This window comes from Pseudomonas sp. MIACH (genome assembly GCF_001269925.1).
Lineage (GTDB): Bacteria > Pseudomonadota > Gammaproteobacteria > Pseudomonadales > Pseudomonadaceae > Aquipseudomonas.
This window is the reverse complement of sequence record NZ_LHVO01000063.1, coordinates 256,513-280,836: the sequence shown is the minus strand read 5'-3', so window position 1 is coordinate 280,836 and position 24,324 is coordinate 256,513. Positions and strand designations below refer to the sequence as shown.

General features: G+C 59.9%; 21 protein-coding genes and 1 pseudogene. 12 read left to right on the top strand and 10 right to left on the bottom strand.

The window, feature by feature from the left end; translation table 11 throughout:
• Positions 1 to 41 precede the first annotated feature (41 nt).
• From AD670_RS27960 to AD670_RS27950, 3 genes are all read left to right on the top strand, one after another.
• Positions 42 to 1,013, top strand: coding sequence for a LysR substrate-binding domain-containing protein (locus AD670_RS27960; RefSeq protein WP_053139811.1), 972 nt, complete (start codon positions 42 to 44; stop codon positions 1,011 to 1,013).
• Between the two features lie 238 nt (positions 1,014 to 1,251).
• Positions 1,252 to 1,770 carry an isochorismatase family protein gene (locus AD670_RS27955; protein ID WP_053139809.1) on the top strand — a complete coding sequence of 173 codons (519 nt, stop codon included), beginning with the start codon at positions 1,252 to 1,254 and terminating at the stop codon, positions 1,768 to 1,770.
• 117 nt (positions 1,771 to 1,887) lie between these two features.
• Positions 1,888 to 3,072 (top strand): MFS transporter, encoded by a 1,185-nt coding sequence (locus AD670_RS27950; protein ID WP_053139807.1) that lies wholly within the window; start codon positions 1,888 to 1,890, stop codon positions 3,070 to 3,072.
• Between the two features lie 69 nt (positions 3,073 to 3,141).
• Here the strand turns inward: AD670_RS27950 and AD670_RS27945 are convergent, their stop codons facing one another.
• The 8 genes and pseudogenes from AD670_RS27945 to AD670_RS31560 all read right to left on the bottom strand — a co-directional run.
• Positions 3,142 to 3,876, bottom strand: coding sequence for a UTRA domain-containing protein (locus AD670_RS27945; protein WP_053139805.1), 735 nt, complete (start codon positions 3,874 to 3,876; stop codon positions 3,142 to 3,144).
• An 81-nt stretch (positions 3,877 to 3,957) separates the two neighbouring features.
• Positions 3,958 to 5,331, bottom strand: coding sequence for an LLM class flavin-dependent oxidoreductase (locus AD670_RS27940; RefSeq protein WP_053139803.1), 1,374 nt, complete (start codon positions 5,329 to 5,331; stop codon positions 3,958 to 3,960).
• A gap of 115 nt (positions 5,332 to 5,446) precedes the next feature.
• Positions 5,447 to 6,040 (bottom strand): nicotinamide riboside transporter PnuC, encoded by a 594-nt coding sequence (pnuC, locus tag AD670_RS27935; RefSeq protein WP_053139802.1) that lies wholly within the window; start codon positions 6,038 to 6,040, stop codon positions 5,447 to 5,449.
• 87 nt (positions 6,041 to 6,127) lie between these two features.
• Positions 6,128 to 8,275 carry a TonB-dependent siderophore receptor gene (locus AD670_RS27930; RefSeq protein ID WP_053139801.1) on the bottom strand — a complete coding sequence of 716 codons (2,148 nt, stop codon included), beginning with the start codon at positions 8,273 to 8,275 and terminating at the stop codon, positions 6,128 to 6,130.
• A 127-nt stretch (positions 8,276 to 8,402) separates the two neighbouring features.
• Positions 8,403 to 9,275, bottom strand: coding sequence for a sulfurtransferase (locus AD670_RS27925; RefSeq protein WP_053139800.1), 873 nt, complete (start codon positions 9,273 to 9,275; stop codon positions 8,403 to 8,405).
• Positions 9,272 to 10,384, bottom strand: coding sequence for a phosphotransferase (locus AD670_RS27920; protein WP_053139799.1), 1,113 nt, complete (start codon positions 10,382 to 10,384; stop codon positions 9,272 to 9,274). The genes AD670_RS27925 and AD670_RS27920 overlap by 4 nt, the downstream gene beginning before the upstream one ends.
• Positions 10,381 to 11,301, bottom strand: a complete 921-nt coding sequence (locus AD670_RS27915) for an ABC transporter substrate-binding protein (RefSeq protein WP_053139797.1) — start codon at positions 11,299 to 11,301, stop codon at positions 10,381 to 10,383. Before AD670_RS27915 ends, AD670_RS27920 begins: the two co-directional genes overlap by 4 nt.
• A 239-nt stretch (positions 11,302 to 11,540) precedes the next feature.
• Positions 11,541 to 11,714: pseudogene (locus tag AD670_RS31560) on the bottom strand (XRE family transcriptional regulator); the annotation flags it as partial.
• Between the two features lie 384 nt (positions 11,715 to 12,098).
• On the opposite strand from AD670_RS31560, the gene AD670_RS27905 reads away from it, so the two are divergent.
• The 3 genes from AD670_RS27905 to AD670_RS27895 are packed head-to-tail and all read left to right on the top strand — an operon-like array spanning position 12,099 to position 16,080.
• Positions 12,099 to 14,099 (top strand): ATP-binding cassette domain-containing protein, encoded by a 2,001-nt coding sequence (locus tag AD670_RS27905; protein WP_156338326.1) that lies wholly within the window; start codon positions 12,099 to 12,101, stop codon positions 14,097 to 14,099.
• A 14-nt stretch (positions 14,100 to 14,113) separates the two neighbouring features.
• Positions 14,114 to 15,163: a glycine betaine ABC transporter substrate-binding protein gene (locus AD670_RS27900; RefSeq protein ID WP_053139792.1), complete on the top strand. Its 1,050-nt coding sequence runs from the start codon at positions 14,114 to 14,116 to the stop codon at positions 15,161 to 15,163.
• On the top strand, positions 15,160 to 16,080 hold the full coding sequence (locus AD670_RS27895) for a homocysteine S-methyltransferase family protein (RefSeq protein ID WP_053139791.1): 921 nt from the start codon (positions 15,160 to 15,162) through the stop codon (positions 16,078 to 16,080). The genes AD670_RS27900 and AD670_RS27895 overlap by 4 nt, the downstream gene beginning before the upstream one ends.
• A gap of 35 nt (positions 16,081 to 16,115) precedes the next feature.
• On the opposite strand, the gene AD670_RS27890 is transcribed toward AD670_RS27895, so the two are convergent.
• Positions 16,116 to 16,736, bottom strand: a complete 621-nt coding sequence (locus AD670_RS27890; protein WP_082341060.1) for a thioesterase family protein — start codon at positions 16,734 to 16,736, stop codon at positions 16,116 to 16,118.
• A 392-nt stretch (positions 16,737 to 17,128) separates the two neighbouring features.
• Positions 17,129 to 17,863: an SDR family oxidoreductase gene (locus AD670_RS27885; protein ID WP_053139788.1), complete on the bottom strand. Its 735-nt coding sequence runs from the start codon at positions 17,861 to 17,863 to the stop codon at positions 17,129 to 17,131.
• A 213-nt stretch (positions 17,864 to 18,076) separates the two neighbouring features.
• On the opposite strand from AD670_RS27885, the gene AD670_RS27880 reads away from it, so the two are divergent.
• From AD670_RS27880 to AD670_RS27855, 6 genes are all read left to right on the top strand, one after another.
• Positions 18,077 to 18,994 (top strand): AraC family transcriptional regulator, encoded by a 918-nt coding sequence (locus tag AD670_RS27880; RefSeq protein ID WP_053139783.1) that lies wholly within the window; start codon positions 18,077 to 18,079, stop codon positions 18,992 to 18,994.
• A gap of 158 nt (positions 18,995 to 19,152) precedes the next feature.
• Complete coding sequence (locus AD670_RS27875) at positions 19,153 to 20,064, top strand: LysR family transcriptional regulator (protein WP_053139781.1); 912 nt, start codon at positions 19,153 to 19,155, stop codon at positions 20,062 to 20,064.
• Between the two features lie 106 nt (positions 20,065 to 20,170).
• A complete protein-coding gene (locus AD670_RS27870) occupies positions 20,171 to 21,100 on the top strand; it encodes a hydroxymethylglutaryl-CoA lyase (RefSeq protein ID WP_053139778.1) in 930 nt (309 codons plus the stop codon).
• Positions 21,101 to 21,124: 24 nt separating this feature from the next.
• Positions 21,125 to 22,315 carry a CaiB/BaiF CoA-transferase family protein gene (locus tag AD670_RS27865; protein WP_053139777.1) on the top strand — a complete coding sequence of 397 codons (1,191 nt, stop codon included), beginning with the start codon at positions 21,125 to 21,127 and terminating at the stop codon, positions 22,313 to 22,315.
• A gap of 12 nt (positions 22,316 to 22,327) precedes the next feature.
• On the top strand, positions 22,328 to 22,852 hold the full coding sequence (locus AD670_RS27860) for a gamma carbonic anhydrase family protein (RefSeq protein ID WP_053139775.1): 525 nt from the start codon (positions 22,328 to 22,330) through the stop codon (positions 22,850 to 22,852).
• Positions 22,853 to 22,917: 65 nt separating this feature from the next.
• Positions 22,918 to 24,234, top strand: a complete 1,317-nt coding sequence (locus AD670_RS27855; RefSeq protein ID WP_053139772.1) for an MFS transporter — start codon at positions 22,918 to 22,920, stop codon at positions 24,232 to 24,234.
• The last annotated feature ends 90 nt before the right edge of the window (positions 24,235 to 24,324 follow it).

The window sequence follows — 24,324 nt, the reverse complement described above, 5'->3', positions numbered from 1 at the left end:
CGAACGTTCACATACTCTAGTTAGGATACAATCGAAGATAAATGGGGTTTTATTCCACTTATAGTGAACCAAAAGGATGTAATAGATTTGTGGACAGTCTCAGTGGTGTGATCTCATTCGTAAAAACCGCCGAGGCGCTCAGTTTCATCAGCGCCTCCAGGACGTTGGGTATTTCTGCCTCGGCGGTGGGCAAAAACGTTGCCAAGCTCGAAGCTTCGCTGAATGTGCGGTTATTGCACCGCAGCACCCGCAAAGTCAGCCTGACCGCAGAGGGCCAGCTGTTTTATGAGCGCTGCCGAAAGGTCCTCGACGATCTTGAAGATGCCCGTGCAATGCTTTCCCATGCCACACAGCAACCCCGTGGAAAGTTACGCGTCAGCTTGCCTACTATCGGATATCGCTTTCTGTTGCCCCATATGGCGCGGTTCCGCAAAGCCTACCCGGAGATCGAACTGGAACTGGATTTCAACGACCAGTTGGTGGATGTGATCGATGAAGGCTTTGACGTGGTGATTCGCAGCGGCGGCCAGGTCGACTCCAAGCTGATGGCTCGAAAGTTGGGGCCTTTCAAGTTTGTCCTGTGCGCATCGCCCGACTATCTGCAGCGTAAGGGGCGCCCCGTCACGCTTATTGATCTTGAGCATCACGAGTGCCTGCGTTACCGATTCGTCACGACGGGTAAAATCATGGACTGGAGTATGTCTTCGGCGCCCCAGTTCACGCAGCTGCGCCTGCCCACCGCACTGACCTTGAACAACATGGAGGCCATGCTGATGGCCGTGGTGGATGGGCACGGCATCGCATTTGTCCCGGATTTCCTCGCGCGCGAAGCCATCGCCCAGGGGCGCCTGGAAACCGTGCTCGAGGGTTACAGTGAAGATCAGGGGCAGTTCTGGGCGCTGTGGCCGTCCAGTCGCCATCTTTCACCGAAAATTCGCGTATTCGTAGACTTTGCCGCCGAGCATCTATTTGCCACTCCCGGGGTAGACAATCCGGGAGCAACGCGTTTATGAAGCATTGTCGCCACCGTGCCGCCTAGGTCTCGGCCTTGTCAGCCCGCAACGATATTGCTAGTGTCGATTCATGACTCATTATTGCCTCACCTCGACAACCACCACCACGACCGCTGAAAGCGGAGCGTGCGAGGTGTCGTGAGCCAATAACAGACGAACACTTCAAAGGCCCGCCAGCGATGGACAGGGCCTTTTTTATGCCCTTGTGTCGCTGGTTCATACGCAAGGAGATGCACCTATGTACGCCCTGTTGATACTCGATATCCAAGTCGGACTCATCCACGGCCCGGAAAAACCATGGCGTTGCGACGAACTGTTGGAAACCCTGAATAGCCTGATGAACAAGGCACGCAGCGCAGGGGCACCGATTTTTATCGCACGCCACATCGGCCCCGCTGGCTCGCCAATCGAACAAGGCAGCCCGCTTACATTGGTTGCACAGGAACTGCAGTTGCTGGGTGGCGAAGTGGTGTTCGAAAAACGGCGGCCTAATGCGTTTGCGATGACCGACCTGGCTGACAATTTGCACGCCTGCGGCGCCACCGGCGTGGTAGTTACGGGGATGAAAACGCAATACTGCGTCGACAGCACCTGCCGTGCCGCGCGTGATCTTGGGTTCGATGCGGTGCTTATCGCCGACGGTCATACCTGTTCTGACACGCCCTTGATGAAAGCAGAGGCGATCGTGGCTCATCACAATGCCACGCTCAATGGGCCGTTCTGCCAGTTGGTGCGGGCGGAGGAGTGGAGCTTTTAGCAGCGTTTTCCGGCGTGTACCCAGGCATCATCTATGCCTTGTTTCACAAGCCTGAAGGTGAGCTTTGCGCGTGGCAGTTCGAACACTTTACCGCTGTCCAACCAAGGTCGCTCACGAATGGAAGATCCGAGTATTGAGTACACCGACAAGCAACGCTGGTGTGCGCTCACCAAGATAAACACCCTCTCGGCCCTGTCGCAGATCGTGCAGATCGGTACAGTCACTCCGTTGCTGTCGCTTTCGCTTGAGCAGCAAGGGGTCGAACCGGCAAAGATCGGGGTGATTGTCAGCGCCTCGTGGTTGGCGATCTTGCTGCTCTACAAATGGGTTCCGCGTTTGCTGGCCCATCTGGGGCTGGTCAAGACGAATATCCTCAGCGCAACGCTGACGATTGCTGCGCTGATCGGTATGACCCTGACAACCCATTTGGCACTGATTTTTTCGCTGAACTTCGTGCTCGGTATCGGCTTGATCCTGCGCTGGATCGCCTGCGATACGTGGATTGTCGCGGTTGCCTCGAAAGACGAGCGCGGTCGGGCGATCGGCGTACATGAGACCTTGATGGGCCTGGGTATTGCTATCGGCCCGCTGCTGTTGGTTGTATTCGGCGTCGGGAGCGCCGCGCCTTACTACGCCTGTGCCGTGATCGTGGTGTTGTCCGGCGCGCTGGCCTTAACCCTAAGGGACTACGATACGCGACCGCAAACCCCGGCAGAAAAACGCCATGGCAAGTTGTTCAGCATCATTCCAACGGCACTGTGTGGCGCGTTTATCGCAGGCTTTTCGGAAACCTCATCCGTATCGTTCCTTGCAGGCTACAGCCTCTCGGCTGGTTATCTGTTGACCGCCGCCACCCTGCTGATATCGACGTTCGGAATTGGCGGCACCCTCCTGCAACTGCCGATCGGCTGGATGGCCGACCGCACTTCGTACAAAGTCGGCCAATTAGTCTGCGGCTTGATACTGTTGCTGGGCACCCTGGCCATTCCGTTCAGCCAGCCGCTTCCTTGGCTGGCGACGATTGTCGTATTCCTCTGGGGCGGCGCCATTGGTGGCATGAACACCCTGGCGGTGATCGAGGCGGGAGACCGGGTCGGCGAACAGCAAGTGTCCACCGCCATGACGGCCATTGCGATGTTCTACACCTTGGGCAGCGTATTAGGTCCCATTGCCACGGGCGCCACAGTGTCCTATGTCAGCGAGCACGGATTGATGATCTCGGTGGGGATAGTCGGTGTGCTGTTCATCGCAATGTTGATTTTGCGCAGAGTCCCCATGCATGAACGTGCAGCACAGGATTGATGAGAGCTTGTGCGTGCACACGACCTGGTCCCTATCACGGGACTTGTCAGCGGCGTCTGTGTTGACGTCTCAGTGAGTTCCCGGATACCGAGTCTCCATCACAATCGACAACGCATCCGGGCGCCAGAATTCCTGGTCGAATTCCACCGGCCGGTTGTCCTCACCGAAATTCAAACGCTCCAGGTACACACTGGTGGAACCCGGCGACAGTTGTAGCAGCTCGGCCTGTTCTTCATTCACTGTGCCGATGTGCATCTCCAGCTCGCAACGCGATTGCACCCGTGCAAACCGCTCGCGCAGCAGTTGGGTCAGCGAGGTATTGAGGTCGGCTTCCAGCAGGCCTGGGCACCAACTGGCGAGCAGCGCGTTGAACTCCAGCAGCACCGGGCGACGATCGATCCAGCGGCGGCGTTGCAGGAAAAACATCGGTTCGTCCACCGAAGCCAAACCCATGCGCTTGGCCAGCCACGGGCCAGCCGGGCGCAGTTCGGCGTGCAGGCACTCGGTGCGCGGTGTGCGACCCTGGGCAGTGACGTAATCCATAAACCCGCTGATGCGCGTCGGGTCGTAGCGGATGCGCTGCGGGCTGACAAACCAGCCACGGCGATTTTCCCGATATACCAGGCCCTCGGCCTCCAGTTGCTGCAAAGCCTGGCGCAAGGTCACGCGAGTGCAGCCGAAGCGTTCGATCATGTCTCGTTCAGAGGGGAATTTCTCGTCGGCCTGGGGCCTACCTGCGGCGATGTCGTTGGCGATCTGTTCGCGGATACGCTGGTAGTGTGGGGAAATTGGGTCGAAAGGCATCCTGGGGTTCCGTGTGCAGGCATGACGTGGGGGTGACTCTACCGTTCCTGTTGGCGCAGGTCACCTGGTCCCACGCAGGCTTCAGGCAAAGCGGAACGAAGCGCCATGGGCCGAGCTTGGCAGGCGATCGCTGCCGTCGACGCTGAGGCGCGAGCGCAGTGTGCCGCTTTGCGCGTTGGTGCGGTACAGCCCGCGTTTTTGCAGGGCCGGGATCACCAGTTCGACGAAGTCATTCAACGAACCTGGGCTGATCAGCGGGTTGAGCATGTAGCCGCTGGTACCGGAGATGCGTGCGTGCTCCTCGATCTTTTCTGCGATCTGCTCCGGGGTGCCCACCAGGATCAGGTCGCTGCCACGGGTAACATTTGCAAAGCGTTGGCGCACCTCGCCTGCGGTCAATGGTTTGCCGCTGCCATCGGCTCGCATCACGTAAGAGGTCATGCCTTCGGTGTGGGTCGACAGCGCTTCGTTGTCGGCGTAGCGGTTGATGTCGATGCCGGTGTCGCCGGCATAGCTCACCAACTGTGCTTGCAGGTGATAGTTGCTTTGCAGGGTGTCGTATTTTTTCTGTGCCTCGATGGCGGTGGGAGCGGTGACGATACGCAGCACGGTCAGCGACTTCACATCGGCGGCCTGACGTCCACGGGCTTCGGCCTGGCGCCAGATATCTTCAAGGCCCTGGCGGATATCCAGCGGGTTGGACTTGGCGATAAACACCAGTTCCGCGTGCTTGGCCGCGAACTCCCGGCCGCGTGCCGACCAGCCGGCCTGGATCAGCAACGGCGTGCGCTGTGGCGATGGCGAGCTGAGGTGCGGGCCGGCGACGCGGTAATGTTCACCCGCGTGCTGGATCGGGCGCACCCGCGCGCCATTGGCGTAGGTCTGCGAGCGTTTGTCGGCAACCACGGCGTCATCGGCCCAGCTGCCTTCCCAAAGCTTGTAGACCACCTCCAGGAACTCTTCGGCGCGCTCGTAGCGGTCATCGTGCTTGATCATCTGCTCCAGGCCGAAATTGCGCGCGGCGCTGGACAGGTACGAAGTGACGATGTTCCAGCCGATGCGCCCATCGGACAAATGATCCAGCGTACTGAAGCGTCGGGCGTGGGTGAACGGGTGCTCGTAGCTGGTGGTGACGGTGACGCCAAACGCGAGTTTTTCGGTGAGGGCCACCAGCGCCGGAATGATCGTCAGCGGGTCGTTGGCGGGGGCTTCGACGGCCCATTTCAATGCCATCGCTTCAGAGCCGCCAAATACGTCGTAAAAGCCCAGCACATCGCCGAAGAACATCAAGTCCAGGTTGGCTTCATCCGCCGTGCGGGCCAGGTTCGACCAGTATTTGAGAGTGTTGATATTCAGCCGTTCATCGGCCGGGTGTGTCCACAGGCTGGGCGCGCCGCCGCAGCCGACACTGGCTTGTTCATAAAGGCCGAATAACAGCGGGGTGGGATCGGACATGGTGCTTCCTGCGGGCAAAAAGGTTGGGGGACACGCGGGGGGCGGGTCTGTTGCCTAAGAACAGCCGGGCGTTTGTTTATATTTAAACGTGATAAACGCTCTGTGTTTAATGATATTAAACGCTGTGAACCGACACTTTGGTTATATGCTCCTGCTGCTGCAGGTCACGTTGCCAGGCACGCAAACCGTAGGCTGCCAGCAGCACAAAACCGGCATACAGCGCAGCGGTCAGTTGCAGGTCCTTGTACAGGAACAAGCCCACGTAGGCCGCGTCCAGCACGATCCACAGCCACCAACTGACCACGTACTTGCGCGCCGCCCATAGGCTGGCGACCAGGCTGAAGGCCGTGAGCAGCGAATCCAGCCAGGGCAGGGCGGCGTCGGTGAAGTGGTGCATCACCGCACCCAGGGCCACGGCGCCGATCACGCCCGCGAGCACGTGCCGCCACGCTTCCTGAAGCGGCAGGCGTTCCACCCGCACCTTGCCGGCGTTAACGCGGCCGGTGCTCCAGCGCCACCATCCATAGCCTTGCAGCACGGCAAAGACCAGTTGCAGGAGCATGTCCGAATACAGCTTCACGTCGAAGAAGATCCAGGCATACAACACCACCGCGACCACGCTGACGGGCCAGCACCAGCGCACCCGTTGTGCGGTGAGCCAGACCCCGGCGATGTTGAAGAGTACGGCGACGATTTCGAGTGGCGACATAGGGTTCTCTCAAAAACCAATTTTCCAGGTGCAACGCCTGTTGCTTGAGCTGGCGCTTGCGTTGGTCGGCCAGGGTAACGCTCGGCCTTAAAAATTGACGGTGGCTGACAACCGCGCCGTGCGCGGCGCACCCAGGAACAGGTAGCCGTCGCCTGCGGATTCACCCACATCGCGCCAGTAGCGTTTGTCGAACAGGTTGTCGACAGTCAGGCGCAGCACAGTGGCGTAATCGCCCACCTTGGTGCTGTAGCGACCGCCCACATCGAACACCGCGTAGTCGTCGACCTTCACCGTGGCTTCGCGGTTGGCGTATTTGCTCGCGCTGTATTGCACCCCGCCGAGCAGCGCCAGCCCGGGGATGCCGGCAATGCTGTAGTCACCGTGGAGGCTGGCACGCAGCTTGGGCACGTTGATCGCCTGGTGACCGTCGTAGTCATCGGTGCCGCTGCCACTGACCCGGGCGCGGATCGCTGCAACGCTGGCCGACACTTGCAGGTCGGAGGTCACGTGGCCGTTGGCGGACAATTCGATGCCCACATTTTTCTGCTTGCCTTGCTGCACAAAGGTGGTAGTGCCGTCTTCGTTCGGTCGGTTGTATTGCAAATCCTGGGTGATCTGGAACAGCGCCGCGGTCAGGCTCAGGCGCTGGAAGTCACGCTTGATCCCGACCTCCAGCTGGCGCGAGGTGGTCGGCGGCAGCACCTCGTCGGCGTTGCTGCTGAACCACGCGGCCTCGCCACCCAGGGACAGGCCCTTGCTGTAGCTGGCGTACAACGAGGTGTCCGGGCGCGGTTTATAGATCAGCGCCACCTGGGGCAGGAACACGCTGCGCTGGGTGTGCCGAGTGGTGGCGCCGGCCTGGTTGTAAGTCTCTTCATCGAGGCGTACCTGGCGCCCGCCGAGGATGGTTTGCCACTGCTCGTTGAAGCTGATGCGGTCGCTGGCGAACAGGCCGTACTGGCGGCTGTCGAGGCGCCGGTAGGTGTGGCCAAGCGGGCCGTCGTAGGGTTCCAGTACCGGTGACGGCTGGTAGATATTGCCCTCGCCGATGTACGCGTTGACCGACGTGCGCCGGTCCACCAGGCGACGGAACGCGGTGGTGCCGAAGGTCAGGTCATGCTTGAGGAAACCAGTGTCGAACTGACCATTGAGCGCAGCCTGGGCCTCTTCGTTGCTGCGGGTGTCGTCCGGGCTGCGGTAGTCGGAAATGTCGTAGTCGCCCTCTGCGCTGAAGTGGTTGGGCACGGCGGTGCCCGCGCAACTTGTGGCGCCGTAGCAACCCCAGGCGAAGGTGCTGTAGTCGTCGATCACCACGCGGCTGCGGGAGGCGCTGAAGCTGGCCTTCCAGGCGTCGTTGAAGCGGTATTCGAACAACCCGTCGAGGTTCAGGGAACGGATGCCCACCGGGTTCGACCAGCTCTGGTACGCCAGCAGGTCCTTGGGCGAAACGTGATGCGGCACGTCGGTGCCACCGAGCAATTGATAGCCCGGCACCGAGCGCTGCTCGCGGTCCTGGTACTCGGCGTTGAGTTGCAGCAGGGCGCTGGGGCTGATGTTCCAATCCAGCGCCAAGGAGGCGAAGTCGCGCTTGCCATCGGCGTGGTCGACGTAGGAGCGGATGTCTTCGTGGGCCAGGTTGATGCGTACGCCCACCTGCTGCTCGGTGCCGAGCCAGCCGCCGATATCGGTGGCCAGGTAGCGCTCGCCCTGTTCGTTGGTAGACACCGTCACCGAGCGCACATTTTCCGGGCGCTTGCTCACGTAGTTGACCAGCCCACCGGGCTCGGAGACGCCACTTTGCAAACCGGCCAGGCCCTTGAGCACTTCCACTTGCTGCTTGTTCTCCAGCGCGACGTTCTGCTCGCCGGTGATGGTGCGGCCGTTGATTTTGTAGCTGCTGGCCGGGTTGAGGGCGAAGCCACGGATCACGAAATTCTCGTAGTAGCCGACCGGCGCGTAGCTGTCACCCACCGAGGCATCATTCTTCAACACCTCACTGAGCAGGCGCGCTTGCTGGTCTTTCAGGCGGGCTTCGGTGATCACTGCGACGGATGCCGGGGTGTCCAGCAACGGCGCGTTATCGAAGACGGCCACGGCGGCTTTTTTTGCCTGATAGTCGGTGGTTTCCTGGCCGACGACGGTGACGGTGTCCAGCGTCGCCTCCTGGGCATGGGCCGCCGCAGCGGCAAGGGTGATGCTCAGGGCGAGCAGCGTTTGACGATAAGGTGTAGCCATATAAAGAGCGCTCCAAAGGTCTGCCGGCCATTGCCGTACGCTTTTATCGGGCGCAAAGGGGCCCAGCGCTGCGCAACGGACGGGTTGCCAGTTCGTGATGAAAAAGCCGAATTCGCCGAAAGTGGCGTCAGGCCGGAGCTGCTCCGGTAGTCATTGGTAAACGTGCGTCGGCGGCCCATTCCTGCAAGGAACCGTCGTAGATCGCGATGTCCTGGCGACCCAGCAGGGTCAGGGCCAGCGCGTTGGCAGCCGCGGAGATACCGCCGCCGCAATACAGGATCAGTGGGCCTTCGCTGTGCAGCAGCGTGGGGCCAATCGCCAGGGCCAGGGCATCCTTGGGCAGGTAGCGGCCGTGGGCGTCGAACAGCAGGCGGGCCGGCAGGTTAAGGCTGCCGGGGATATGCCCGCGTCGGGCGTAGCGGGTGGCAGCGGTACCTTCAAAAAGGGCCGCGCCGAGGGCGCAGATCAGTTGTCCCCGTGCGTTGCCAGCGACGATTGCTTCTACGCCGCTGCGGTCAATCCACAGCTCTGGGCGTGGGTTGATTGACCAGGGTTGCACAGGCGTTATCGGCTTGGCAGGGCCGCTGTGTTCTGGCAGACCGGCTTTACGCCAGGCGTTGAAACCGCCATCCAGCACCCTGGCGTCGATACCTGTTCCACGCAGCATCCACCACAATCGTGCGGCCCAGAAGCCGTCGGCGCGGTCATAGATGACCACGGCTTTTCCTTCGCCGGCGCCAAGGTTTGCCAGCGCGTTCACCAGTGCCTCGGGGCTCGGCAAGGCAAAGCTGAAACTGGCCTGGGTGTCCGCCAGTTCAGTCAAGAGGTCGGCATGCCGCGAGCCTGGGATATGTGCCTGCAACCAGCCCTCGTAACCGCGCTCGACGCGGTAATCGCCATCGAACTCGGGTGACGGCAGCACGACGGTGGCATCCAGCACCACGACTCCAGGGTCGTCCAGATGCGCCTGCAGCCATTGGCTATCGACCAGAATACTCATACGGTTTTACGTCGGATATGGCCGAGCAGACGTTGCCCTTGCAGCCCGGCAAACCAGCGCAAATGGCCCAGCAGATACGTGTAGTACGCCACATCTGCACTGGCCGTGGAGCCCACCACATCCTGGTAATACGCCACTTCGGACAGCGCGAAATCTACATGCACCAACGGCAGTAAAGCGCTGAGGGTATGTAAATCCTTCGCGCCCAGTGGGCGCACCTGGTGATAACCGGTAAGCAGGGCATCGACGCTGTCGAGATCGGCGCGAGCCGCACCGCCAGTGTCCAGTTCCAGCCACGGTACGGCGTTGCGTTCGATGGCAGTGGCCAGGTCGAAGAGGGCGAAGGTGCGGTCGGCCAGGCCGAAATCCAGCACGCTCGAAACGCCACCGTCAGCATTCCATAACAGGTTGGAGGCGTGCCAGTCGTTGTGAGTCCACAACGGTGGTTGTTCACGTAGCAACGGGTGCAACGCGTTGTGCCACGGCAACAACAGTTCGCTGAGTTGGGCTCGCCAATCCTTGCCTGCCAGGTAAGGGCTGGCGATGTTGGCGATGGCTTCCAGGGGCGCAGACTGCCCGATCAGTCGTGCGTTGGCCAGAAGCACGTGGGTCTGGCGTTGGGGCGCGTCGTGGTGTTCGGCGGCCTGATGCAAACGGGCCAACGCCTGGCCGGCGGCGAAGGCATGCTGAAGATTCTGGAACGGCGACCACGACAGCGCATCGCGGTACAGGTCCAGGCCCTCGGCGACGTGGTGCACTTCATAGGTCCACTCACCTTGCACCGTGGCCGTCGCGCCATGTCGATTCGGTACTACCGCCGCCACCGGCGCGCCCCGGCGATGCAGGTGGGCGATCAGTTGGTGTTCTTCGTGCAGCCACGCGGCTTGGCGCACCCGTTGGTGATGTCGTTTGACGAACAGCGTCGCGTTACCGGTGGTGATCAATCCGGCGGCGGAAAACGGCCGTGGGCTGTGCCAATGCAGCCTATGCAGCGGACCCAGTTGCGGGTACTCCCGCAGCAGGTGTTCGATGTCGGTTTCGTGCAGGGCCGGCCAGTCGGCGGTAACCGGCTCCAGCCCCAGGCCGTGAGCGGTGCGTTGGGGATTCATGCGCTCACCTCGGGCAGATAAGCGTTGCTGGTTGCGCCTTGCCACACGTGCGGATTGTCGAGCACCGCATGCTCGTGCAGCCACTCGGCGTAGGGAGCCAGCAGCGTCTGGCGTTGCTCGCCCCAGCGGCCTTCATGCAGCCAGGTCGGGGCGATTTTATGCAGCGAGGCACTTAGCAATTCGGCCGGGAAATACGGCGTGGTGTGTTCGTAGGCGGCGAGGGCAATCGACGGATCCTGCGCCACGGCCAGGTAACCTCGGGCGGTGGCCGCGAGGAAGTCACGCACGACTTCAGGTTTGTCGGTCAGGGTGCGTTCATGGGTGCCGAGCAGGTAGCTGTGATAGGCCGGTGCGCCGATGTCGTCCACCCGCAACACCACGCGCCGCGCCGCTTCGATGGGGCTGTGCATCAACGCTTCCCAGGCCCAGTAACCGCCAAAACTGGCGTCGGCGATACCTTCGGCGAGCTGCTCGGGGCGCAGTTCGCGCACACCGCTGTCCACCAGGATCACCGCATCGAAGTCGCCTCCGTCGCGGCTCACCAAGTGGCGCACCATGGCAAGGCCACGTGGTGTCGGGTTGAGGGCCAGGCGCTTGCCGGCCAGGTCTCGCGGGCGACGGATGCCGGAATCGGTGAGGGTCTGGATCGACTCCAGGCCCGCATGGTTGATCGCCGCGATGCCTTGCAACGGTTGGCCCAGGGCACGGCGCACCAGCAGGCGGTTGCTGGGAAATACGCCAAAATCCGCCGCACCGGCCAGCAGGTGCTGCAGGGTGTCGCCACGGTAGGGGTCGTGCACCACCAATTCCACATCCAGGCCCAGCTCTTCATACCAGCCGCGCTCCCGCGCCAGGTACAAACCCGCCGAATTCGGCCAGGGATGGAAGTACTCGAGCATTACCTTTACCGACACCATCGCTTGCCACTCCAGTCCAACGTCTTTTGATGGAAGCGATTTATAAGGGAGTGATCTGGTATATACCAATATCCTTTGTTGCTATGGATATAACCGCACCGCGCGGTCTGAATTCGACGTTCTGGACCCTAGGGCGACAACCGAGGAGCGTCAATCATGTAGCTCAACGTCATCCGACTCAGTGCCCGGATCCCCACCGCCAGGCTCGGGTCATCCACCTGGAAGCCAGGCGAATGGGGAGGGCTCAGGCGCAGTTCATAGCGTTCCGATTGGCGCGTCACGTCGAAGGGCAACAGCGCGCGGCTGATAAATGCACCGTTGGCGCTGACCAGGCGTTTGCTCCGGCTCGCCGACAGCACGACCACGCCTTCGAAAGCCTGATGCTCGAGAAACGCGGCCATCGATATTTTTATAACGATAAATGCATATTTTTTATTTATTGATACCTTTTAGTTATTTTTGATTTCAATAATCAGACGCAGATAGCCGGGGCGAGAAGGCTTAAGTTAATTCCAAAAAGATATTTATTTGTTCTTTTTAAGATCGATTAGCTTTATGTCTCTGGAAAGCGTTGCGCTCCGTGCGCGGCGCTTTTTTTGCTTCAGGCGACGGTGTTCGGATCATGGCCTGGGGCTCAGCCAATTTTCTACTCTGGGGCGAGCGCGTTGCCCGCATCCAGGGGTCGCTTGCCCGGAGCTCCTGTGACACTTATTCAAACCTCTTTGGCAACTGCCCGGATCGACTCATCTCAACAGCGTGCGCAACCCTCCAGCGATCACGCCAATGAGGCCGATGTTGTGCTTGAGTTGCGAGACGTCACCAAAGCCTATCTGCGCAAAGGTTCGTCAGTGCTGCCGGCCGTCAGCAATGTCAGTTTGAAGGTGCGGCGCGGTGAAGTTCTGTGCCTGATGGGCACATCAGGAAGCGGGAAATCCACGCTGCTGCGGCATATCAATCGCTTGATTGAGCCCTCGAGTGGCGAGGTCTTGATCGAAGGGCAGGCCATCAGCGGCTTGAGCCACAAAGCTTTGCGTGACTTGAGATCGCGCCGCATCGGGATGGTGTTCCAGCATTTTGGCCTGTTGCCCCATCGTACGGTGCTGGACAACGTCGCACTGCCCCTCGAGTTGCGTGGTGAACCCGAGTCGATTCGTCATGCGGCGGCTATTCTGCAGTTGCAGGCGGTAGGTCTGGAGGGGTGGGGCGAGCATTATCCCCATGAGTTGTCCGGTGGCATGCAGCAACGGGTCGGCCTGGCACGCGCATTGGTGACTGATCCGGACATTCTACTGATGGACGAGCCGTTCAGTGCGCTGGATCCGACCATTCGACGCGATCTGCAACGTCATTTCCTGGCACTGGTGCGTGAGCGCGGTATCAGCACATTGCTGGTCACCCATGACCCGGCCGAAGCCATACGCCTCGCTGACCGCATCGCAGTGCTGCGCCGAGGACGGCTGGTGCAATTGGGCACGCCCAAACAGTTGCTCGAGCATCCGGTTGACGCCGAAGTTGCCGACTTTTTCCGGGACTTCAGTCCAACCCCTACACCCCTGCACAGCGTCGACAGCGTTGGCCTTCAGCCCCCCGAAACCGCTCCTCGTGGGCCGCACGTCCGCCCCGGCTTGCGCGGGTGGCAGGCATTGTTGCTGGGACCTGCGGCGCTTGCTGCGCGAGGCAAGGGCGGTTTGTTTTGGCTCGGCTTCGCCGTTGAACTCGCAGCGCTAGCGGCATTGGCCCAGGGCATTGCCAGTTCATCATGGCTGGCGATTCTGGCGGCGGTGATGGTGTTCGCGGCCAGTCGTTTCACCGCGTTCTCGTTGAGCCGCCAGCCAGTGCTGCGCAACGTATCGGGTTGGGGGCTGCCTTTGGCTGTGCTGGTGGTCAGTCAGGCACTGGTGATCTGGCGCGTCGTCACACCTGACGCCACCGGTGTGCTGCTGCAGTTCCCGGCCAATCGCCAGGCCTTGCTGCTGGCGGCACAGAGCATTGATGAATTCATTGGCTGGTCGCAGGTGACGTTCGAGGGCGCATTCGTCGGCGTGATCGTTGCCGTTCGCACCGTCATCGAAGGCATTGAAAATCTCCTAGGTTGGTTGCCATGGCCGGTTTCGGCACTGGCGCTGGTGTTTCTGGCGTGGCGTTCAGCTGGCTTGGCGCTGGCACTGACCAGCAGCGCAGCCTTGTTGTACATCGGCCTGTTTGGCTTTTGGGAGCGAACCATTGCCACGCTGGCGCTGGTCGGTTCTTCGGTACTGATTGCCCTGGTCATTGGCGTACCCACCGGCATCCTGCTGGCGAAGCGTCCGCTTGTACGGCGGGTGATTACGCCCCTGCTGGACGTCATGCAGACCCTGCCGACGTTTGTGTACCTGATTCCTGCCGTGGCGTTCTTTTCTGTCGGCAAGACCCCCGCCGTGATCGCGACCGTGATTTTCGCCCTGGCGCCGATGATTCGTCTGACGTCGCTGGGTATCCAGGAAGTTGCGAAGGATGCTGTGGAAGCGGCGGTGGCACACGGTGCCAGTCCTTGGCAGACCCTGATCAAGGTGCAGCTGCCCTTGGCTCGCCGCTCGCTGTTATTGGGGATCAACCAGACCATCGTCATGAGCTTGTCGATGGTGGTGGTCGCTGCCCTGATCGGCGCCGGCGGCCTGGGTTATGACGTGATGACGGCGCTGCGCAACATCAAGGGCGGCGAAGGCGTGCTCGCCGGCGTGGCGATCGTCCTGTGTGCATTGATCCCTGACCGAATCATTCAATCGAGCTTGCGCAAGCAAGACCACCGGCACAACTAACTGAGAGATTTATCGTGAAGACACATCTGTCGCGTACCTTCGGTGCGGCCGCATTGCTGGCATCCTTGATTCTCCCGGCCACCGTCTTCGCCAAGGACAAAATTGTCATTGGCGAGCAGAACTGGACGGGGGCTATCGCCATTCAACACATCCTTGGTGAGGTAATCAAAAGCCGACTGGATGGCGATGTGTCGTATCTGGCCGGGGATGTCGCGGTGCTGTTCAGCGCAGCCGCCAAAGGCGACGGCTCGGTCGACGTACTGACCGATATCTGGCTGCCTAACCAGTCGGCTGCCTGGGCTAAATACGTCACGGGCGGCACCCGGTCATTGGTGCCGAACACTCATCCGTATGCGGGGGAACAAGGGTTTTACATTCCCGGTTATTTGCAGGACAAGTACGGGGTCAAATCCATCTACGACCTGAAAAAACCTGAAGTGGCCAAGCTCTTTGAGCCACTGGGCGGCGGTAAGGCGGAGTTGCTGGTGGGGCCGGCGGGCTGGGAGTCGACTTACATCGGCCAGATCAAGGCCAAGGATTACGGGTTTGCCGATAAATTCGAGTCGGTGTCCACCGAAGCCTCGGTGACCTACGCCAAACTCGCCTCGGCGTACAAGGCGCAACGTGGCGTGGTGTTCTATGCCTACACCCCGGACTGGATCTTTTCGGCCTTTGACCTGCGTCGCCTGGAAGAGCCGGCATTCGACGGTTACGCCCAGGACAACAAAAAAGATGACCCGCTGTACAAGGCTGATGGTTGCTGGAAATTCATCAGTCCGACCGTCGACCCGGACTGGCTGAACAAGAGTCAGATCACCTGCGCCTTCCCGGATGCCAAGGTGCATATCCTGGCGTCCGCTGCCTTGCAGAAGCGCGCACCGAAAATTGCCGAGTTCCTGCGTAATGTCGCGATCGAACCTGCGCAACTCAATGAGCTGATCCTGAAGATCGAAAAGGAAAAACAGCCAGCGGACGTCGCGGCCAAGGCGTGGGTACAGGCGAACAGCGCCACGGTTGATCAATGGCTCGCCGCCTCGGCGCCGAAAGTGAGCGCGATCCAATGAGCCAGGCGTCCTTGCGTTTGCTCGATGGTGGCATGGGCCGCGAATTGCAGCGTATCGGGGCACCGTTTCGCCAGCCTGAATGGTCGGCCCTCGCGTTGATCGAGGCGCCTGACTATGTGCTGCAGGCTCATCAGGCATTTATTGAGGCCGGTGCGCGAATCGTCACCACTAACAGCTACGCGGTGGTGCCGTTTCACATCGGTGATGAGCGCTTTGCCGAGCAGGGCCGTGCGCTGGCCGAACGGGCCGGACGCCTGGCTCGTCAGGCAGCGGCCGGCAGCACCGAACCGGTCACGGTGGCCGGATCGTTGCCGCCGGCGCTCGGGTCTTATCGACCTGACTTGTTTGATCATCAACGTTCGGTCGTGATCCATCGCGAGCTCATCGCCGGATTGCAGGCGCACGTTGATGTGTGGCTGGCGGAAACCCAGAGTTCCATCGCTGAAGTCCGGGCGGTCGTCGAGGCGCTTGGCGCAGAATCGAAACCGCTTTGGCTGTCGTTCACGCTGCTTGATGAAGCCGGCGAGCCACCGCGATTGCGTTCCTCGGAGTCAGTCGCCCAGGCGGTACATGTAGCGGTCGAATTGGGGGCGAGGGCGGTGCTGTTCAATTGCAGCCAGCCGGAAGTCATGGCGGCGGCGCTGGCGGTGGCGCGGGATGTCCTTCTGCACCTCGATCAAAGCATCGAGCTGGGGGTTTACGCAAACGCGTTTCCGCCTGTCAGCACCGAGGCAAAGGCCAACAGCACGCTGCTGGAGATTCGCCGCGACCTGGGCCCTGAAGCCTACCTGCACTGGTCCAGAACCTGGGTAGCGGCGGGTGCCAGTATTGTCGGTGGATGCTGCGGTATCGGGCCTGAACACATTGCGCAGTTGCATGAGCATCTGCTGCCAAACGGAGCGGTTGTCAGCGCATGACTGATTTTCGCCAAGACGTGATTGTTGATGGTCTGTCACTTACGGTGACTTCTGCCGGAAAAAATCGAGGGTTGTTTCGTTTTTACTGGGCTGGCCGGCACGTCAAGTCGATCATTGGTGCTTTCTTCATCTCTGAGTTGGCCGCTCATGGCATCGCAGCTCTGCGACCACGACATCAGCCAGTTCGGCATCTCGGGTGACTGTTCGGGCAGTCCCAGTTCTTGAACAAATTCGCTTGGCGGAATAATACCTTTCGCCGAGCGAAACAGACCTCGCATCACGACAACGCCGATCACCCTGCCTTGGCTCACAAACCGATGCTCCATGAAGCTCCACTTGTCGTCCCAGCCAAGCATCCTCGTGTGGATTTCAAAAGCTTCAAACAGTCTGAGTTCACGGCGAAATTTACCCCACGTGTCTCCGACGATGGGCAGCGCCTTTGCTTTAATGGCTACTCTGTAGGCGCCACTGCGCAAAACGAAATCCATGCGTCCGACATCTGCCAGTGTGAAGTATCGGCCGTTGGTGACGTGTCGATTGAAGTCGAGATCCAGTGGCCAGACGCGCATTCGGATGACGGTCGATTCCAGCGCTTTTACCGGTTTGCGCCAAGGTCGACGAAGCAGCATGAGGAAAAGTCGAAACCAGAGATTCATAAAGACGCCGATAGTTGAATGATTGGCGTACTTTAAAGTGCTGAGGGCTGAGCCAGGTAGGTCCGTAAATGACTTAATTCTCCGTAAAAGTACATTCTGATCACTCGTTATAGGCTTTAAGTTTTTCTAGCGGGTCTCGTAGGTCGCTATCGCGATATAGCCGGTTCAAACCATTTTTCGTTCCTATCAACCCTGCCTCAGGGGCCGGCAGCCAGTTATCTTGGAGGCTGGCCGATGATCCCGGGGAGCGATGCAGACGTGGCCGCTGAACCAGATTGTGTGCAAGGTCGCACCGGCTATTGCCGCCGATGCACCGTGCTTTTGATATCCAGGATGATGAGTTCTTCGGGGAGGCGCTGTTCGAGCAGGTGCTCACCGTCCTCCCATGCCTCTCAATGTGGACTGGCCGTCGGACGCACCACAATCTCACTGACATCAACATCGTCGGGCTGTTCGATGGCATAGACGAGCGCTCGTGCAATGGCGTCTGCGGTGATCGCCACACGACGGAAGGCTTTCATTGTCTCGCGCGCCACCTCATCGGAAATCGTATCGGCCAATTCAGACTCGACAACTCCCGGGCACACCACGGTGACCCGAATCTTGTCCGTTTCCTGCCGCAGGCCGTCGGAGATAGCCCTGACTGCGAATTTGGTCGCGCAGTACACGGCGGCTGTCGGAGAGACTGCGAGGCCGCCGATCGACGAAATATTGATGACCTGGCCGGATCCTTGCGCCTCCATGTTCGGCAAGACGGCGGCAATACCGTGCAGCACCCCGCGAACGTTGACATCGAGCATCTGGTTCCACTCGTTGACCTTTAACGCGGCCAAGGGAGACAACGGCATCACGCCTGCATTATTGATGATGACATCCACTTTGCCATGTTGCGCCTTGGCGAACGCCACGAACGCACGCATGGACTCCAGATCCGTGACGTCCAGCGCGCAGGCCGCTGCGGAGCCACCGTCGGCCTGGATCTGGCTCACCAGTTTTTCCAGGCGGTCGGTACGGCGGGCACCGAGTACCACATGGGCACCTTTGGCCGCGATCAGTCTGGCCGCCGCTTCGCCAATCCCGCTGCTTGCACCGGTAATCAGTACGACTTTATCTTTGATGTTCGACATATCCGTAGCTCCTGCTGTATGCATTGACGTTCAGCGTCTACCGCTGAAGACGCGGTATAGCTGTGGGGTACGTCGCAAAGGTTAGGGGCACAGGCCGGGTCGACGCGTGCCAAAACCTGCACAACGTTTGCCTATTCGTGTCTGTATGCTCAGGACAATGTGCAGCCGGATGATGTCGGGCGGATGCCTATCAACACGTGTGAGAGCCTTGGAATGGAACAGAGCGATGCTTGCGCCCTTCAAAACACAGCCCTATACCGTAACGAACTGGTTCGCTTACTGACACAACGGTTTACGACGCCCGGGATCTATGAAACCGCCATCGCGCCCCTGCATGTCATTCGTTTTGACGCGCCCTCAGAACTTATCCATACCGTCCACAAGCCGGCACTTTGCCTGATCGTGCAAGGGCAAAAAGAAATCGGCCTGGGTGACGACCGTTACCTGTACGACCCGCTCAGTTACCTGGTGGTATCGGTGACACTTCCGGTGTCCGGTCGCGTGCTGATCGCCAGCCCGGAGGCACCGTACCTGTGTATCCGTGTTGATTTCGAGGTCACGGAAATTGCCCAGGTCATCGCCGATGCTCCCCCGATGGGTGTGCCGGACGAGCCGGAGCTTGGCCTGTTCCTCGAAAAGGTTGATGTGCCCCTGCTGGAAACGATACTGCGTCTGGTACGGCTGTTGGAGACGCCAAAGGATATCGGCATGCTGGCTCCGCTCGCCCTGCGAGAACTGCATTACCGCCTTCTGCGAGGCGTACACGGAAGCCGTCTGTATGAGCTTGCCCTCGGTGATTCGCTGACACGGCGGGTGACACGGGCAATCGATTGGTTGAATAGCCATTACACCCAACCCTTACGTATCGACGAACTGGCACGGGTAGCCAATGTGGGCAGCTCTACTTTGCATCACCGCTTCAAGGCAGTGACCGCAATGAGTCCGCTGCAATATCAGAAACAACTTCGTTTGCAGGAAGCCCGCCGATTGATATTCGGTGAAGGGCTGGATGTGGCGAGTGCATGTTATCGAGTGGGCTACGAAAGCCCATCGCAATTCAGCCGAGAATACAGTCGCCAGTTCGGGTATCCGCCCTCCAAGGATACCCGCCGGGCTCGCCGTCCTGAGTGAACGTCTGATTGCACTCACTACGCTGCAACGCAGTGATCGGTAGTAGGCCGCAGCCAGTACGCCATTGCGCATAGCCAGCGTATCTGCGAAAACCTCAAGGATATTAAAAGGCGAAGAACAACGTTCGGCTCACGCCACGTTGCAACCGAGGGGGCGTAATGCAGCACCTGGATCACTTATCCCTGCACTTGTTTATTCTGGTCTGCGAAGAAGGCACGATTGCGCGCGCCAGCGAGCGAGCATTCATTGCGCCGTCGGCGGTCAGTAAACGTATTTCCGACATTGAGGCGCGGTTTGGTACGCCGCTGCTGAACCGCAGCAAGCGCGGGGTTGAACCGACGCCGGCGGGGTTAGCGCTACTGCGGCACGCTCGGTCTCTGACGCGGGCGATGGAGCGGCTCGATAGCGAGCTCAGCGAATACGCTGAAGGCGCCCGAGGGCATGTACGGGTGTTGGCAAACATCTCGTCAATCATGGAGTTCCTACCGGAAGAACTGTCCGAATTCATGATCGAGCACCCAAGAATCCAGGTAGACATCGAAGAACGTTTCAGCCCGGACGTGGTGCGAGGAGTAGCCGAAGGCAATGCCGATTTGGGCATTTGTCGGCGCTCAATGGCCATCGGCGATCTCGAGTTCCTGCCCTACCGTCGGGACCATTTGGCCGTCGTCGTAGGGTCGAACCATTGCTTGGCTGATCGCCCCCGTATTGCATTCGCCGAGACCCTGGCCTTTGATCACTTGGGGTTATCCGCCTTCGCCACGTTGAATAACTTCATGCGCAGTGAAGCGACGAAGGAGGGCCGTGAGCTGCGGTTTCGCTCCTATGTATCGTCGTTCGACGCGGCATTCCGCCTGGTGCAATTCGGCTTGGGGCTTGCTGTATTCCCACTGGAAGCCGTGGCGCGGTATGCCTCGTTGTTTGACTTGCGCATTATTTCCCTGACCGACGATTGGGCGTTGGGTGAGTTTGTTATCTGTGTCCGTGATCGGGATGCACTTTCGCTGTCGGCACGGCGACTGCTGGATCATCTGCTTTTGCGCGCAGCACCGCTTCACTCCCAGCCCTGATTGCATCCGTCGCGGTTGACGATGGATCAACCCGTAAATCACGTCTTTTTACTCCCTCTATGGCTCTCTAATCTGCAGTGACGCTTGAGCCTGTGAGAGCTTTTTCATGACAACAATAACAATCAATGAAGTCGGCATGCGGGATGGCTTGCAAAGCCTGCAAGCCATAATGCCTACGTCTGCCAAACGACAATGGATCGATGCCGCCTATGCCGCTGGCGTGCGCTACATGGAAGTCGCGTCCTTTGTGCCCGCCAAACTGTTGCCGCAGATGGCCGATGCCAAAGAGGTCGTAGCCCATGCCTTGGGTTTTCCGGATTTGGTGGTCTCGGTCCTGGCGCCCAACCTGCGCGGCTGTCGCGATGCGCTGGAATCCGGGGCGCACCGGATCATTGCGCCTGTATCGGTCAGCGCGGCCCATAGCCTGGCCAATGTGCGCCGTACTCCGTTGGACATGGTCGAAGAGCTGGCGCGAATGTGCCAACTGCGCACCGAGCTTGGCTTGCACAACGTTCAGGTGATTGCCGGAATGTCTGTGGCCTTCGGCTGCACCCGCCAAGGTGATGTGCCATTGAGCGATCTCTGCGCGTTAACCGGGCATGTGCTGCAAGCCGGCTGCGACCTGGTGTCCCTGGGGGACACCACGGGCTATGCCAATCCTGGCCAAGTGGCGACCACCTTGCAGGCGGTCCGCGCCATCGCGGGTGACAAGCTCAGGGCTGCGCACTTCCACGACACGCGAGGCCTGGCGCTTGCCAATAGCCTGGTCGCCGTTCAGCAAGGTATCACCGAGCTTGATTCGTCACTGGCCGGGTTGGGCGGTTGTCCGTTCGCACCGGGTGCATCCGGCAATACGGTCACAGAAGACCTGGTGTTCATGCTGCAGAGCATGGGCTACGAGACCGGCATCGACCTGGCAGCCCTGATCGCCTCTCGAAACGTGCTCAGCGAAGCACTGCCGCGCGAGACCCTCTACGGCTGCATTGCACGAGCTGGCCTGCCACTCAATTACGCATCCGTTGCCGCTCGCGTCTGAACCTACCCGATCAAGGAGAACCCTATGTCCAGGCTTCCATTGGACGGCATTCGTGTCGTTGAAATTTCTCACATGGTGATGGGCCCGACCTGCGGAATGATCCTGGGTGACCTCGGTGCCGAGGTGATCAAGATTGAACCGATCCGCGGAGACGGTACACGCCGTCTGCTGGGCGCCGGTGCCGGTTTTTTCCGCACGTTCAACCGCAACAAACAGTGCATCGCCATTGACGTCAATACTCAACAAGGACGAGATGCGGTACTGGAGCTGATCGATACCGCTGACGTATTCATCGAGAATTTCAAGCCCGGCCGCATGAGCGAGCTCGGCTTCGGTTACGACGCGATTCGTGAGCGTAACCCGCGCATCATCTATGCCTCGCACAAAGGCTTTCTCAACGGCCCCTACGACAATCGCCTGGCCCTGGACGAAGTGGTGCAAATGATGGCAGGCCTGGCCTATATGACCGGCCCGGTAGGCAGACCTCTGCGCGCCGGCAGTTCGGTGAACGACATCATGGGCGGTATGTTCGGTGCTATCGGTGTGCTTGCTGCGCTCAACGACCGTCATGTCAGCGGCGTCGGTCGTGAGGTGCAAAGCGCGCTTTACGAAAACTGCGTATTGCTCGCGGCTCAGCATATGCAGCAGTACGCCGTGACCGGCCAAGCGGCTGCTCCGATGCCAAACCGCATCAGTGCCTGGGCTATTTACGATGTATTCGAGTTCGCCAATGGCGAGCAGATGTTCGTCGCCGCCACGGGTGAGGGGCAGTGGACCGCCTTGTGTCAATTGCTGGGCCAGACCGCACTGCTGGACGACCAGACCCTCGCTACCAACAATGATCGCGTGCTGCAGCGGCCACGTCTGCTGGCTCACTTGGCGCAAGTCTTTGCCAGCATGGACGCTCAAGCGCTGGCCCTGGAACTTGAGGCCAGCAGTATTCCGTTTGCGCCGATTCGACGGCCCGAGGAACTGTTCGAAGACCCTCATCTACTGCAAAGCGGCGGCCTGGCAAATCTTGAGCTCGAAGATGGATCGTTCACCGCCATGCCATTGCTGCCGTTGTCCCTGGATGGCGAGCGTCTGCAACCCCGTCGATCGATTCCACGCGTCGGCGAGCACACCCACACAGTCATGCGTGAACTGGGCTACAGCGACGAACACATTGCCGAGCTGTGTGCTGCCGGTGTTCTGAAAACCGATGCTCAGGCCTGAGGAGAAGTTGCCATGGCTATCTATCAATATGACGCGCTTATCCCCGCCATCCACGCCGAAACCTTCGTCGCGCAAGACGCTACCGTCATCGGCAATGTCACGCTGGCGCAGGGCGTCAGTGTCTGGCCCCAGGCGGTTCTGCGTGGTGATAACGAGCCGATTCGCATCGGTCAGCACAGCAATGTGCAGGAGGGGGCGGTGCTGCATGCCGACCCGGGATTTGCGCTGACGGTGGGCGAGGGCGTCACCATCGGCCACCAGGCGATGTTGCACGGCTGCACCATCGGCGACGGAGCGCTGATTGGGATTCAGGCCGTTGTGCTCAATGGTGCGGTCATCGGCAAGAACTGCCTGGTCGGTGCCGGAGCCATTGTCACCGAAGGCAAGGTGTTCCCGGACAACTCACTTATTCTCGGCGCCCCTGCCAAAGTCGTGCGCGAACTGACGCCTGAAGCGATTGCCAGCATGCACCGAAACGCCGCCGACTATGTCGTCAGAGGTCAGGCTTACAAGAACAAACTGATTCTAATCAGCTGAACCCGTTGAGCAGGGTTCCTGAGGACCTTGCCTCTCTCCAATAATTACAACAATGGAGAAACATCATGGTCGCCATGACGACTGATATCGCGCTTGCGCGCAGCGAAGAAACGATTAACGAGCTGTTGCTTTATCGGCGTGTGGCCTGGCGAATCATGCCGCTGGCCATTATCTGCTTTCTTTTTTCTTATTTCGACCGGATCAACATCAGCTTCGCCAAGACCCAGATGCAGCACGAATTGGGTTTGTCCGACGCGGCGTACGGCCTGGCCGCGAGCATGTTTTTCTTCGGCTATGTGCTATTCGAAGTCCCCAGCAGCCTGGGTCTGAAGCGCTACGGCGCACCTGCCTGGATCTGCCGGATCATGATCTCCTGGGGGTTGGCGACGGCGGCGTTGATGTTCGCCTACACGCAATACACCCTGTACTTCCTGCGTTTTCTGATCGGCGTCATGGAAGCCGGTTTTGGCCCCGCGATCCTGTTCTACCTGGCGTGCTGGTTTCCCAAGAAGCACTTGGCGAAAATGAATGGCCTCTGGTTCCTCGCAGTGCCTCTGGCAGGCGCCGTCGGCGGGCCAGCGGCGGGAATCCTGTTGGGCACGATGGATGGCGTATTCGGTTTGGCTGGCTGGCACTGGCTGTTCCTGATGTCCGGACTGCCCTGTGTGGTACTCGGCCTGCTGGTGCTGTGGAAACTGGATCGAGACATCGAATCGGCCAAATGGTTAAGCCGCAGCGAGAAGGACCTGCTGGCGGGTAATCTGGCGCATGACAAAGTCAACCAGAAACCGGTACTGGGGTCCTTGTGGCGTGTGTTGCTGACCCGCGAAGTTGCAATCATGGCGTTTATCTACTTCGTGATTAAGACCGCTTCCTATGGCCTCAACTTCTGGATGCCACACCTGATCAAATCCTCTGGTGTGCAGAGTTTGTTCTGGGTCGGGATGCTTTGCGCGCTGCCGTACATCGTGGCGTGTATCGGCATGATAGGGATGACCCGGCGTTCCGATCGCACCGGTGAGCGTAAGACTTACCTTGTTCTGTGCCTGATGGCGGCGGCAGTCGGCTACCTGCTGGCCTGCCTGTTTTCCGACTCGTCATGGGCCATGATGGCAGCGCTCGTACTCGCTACCGCGGGCACCTTTATTGCGATCCCGATTTTCTGGACTATCCCGCAATCGACCTTCTCCGGGCTGGCAATCGCTACCGGGACTGCAGCCATCAACTCCATCGGTCAATTGAGCGGCATCGTTGCACCTGTGATGGTGGGCAAGATCAACGATCTGTCCGGCTCCACGTACATGGGAATGCTCTCCATCGCACCGCTGATTCTGATCGCCTGTTTTGTCGTCATGCGCTACGTCAAGAATCCCAGGCCCTGACGAGACCGGACTTATACCGAGGTGGTACTCAAGGCCACAACGGGTCGCGAGATGCTGTCGACGTCCCCTGGCTCCTAAGCCAGTGGACGC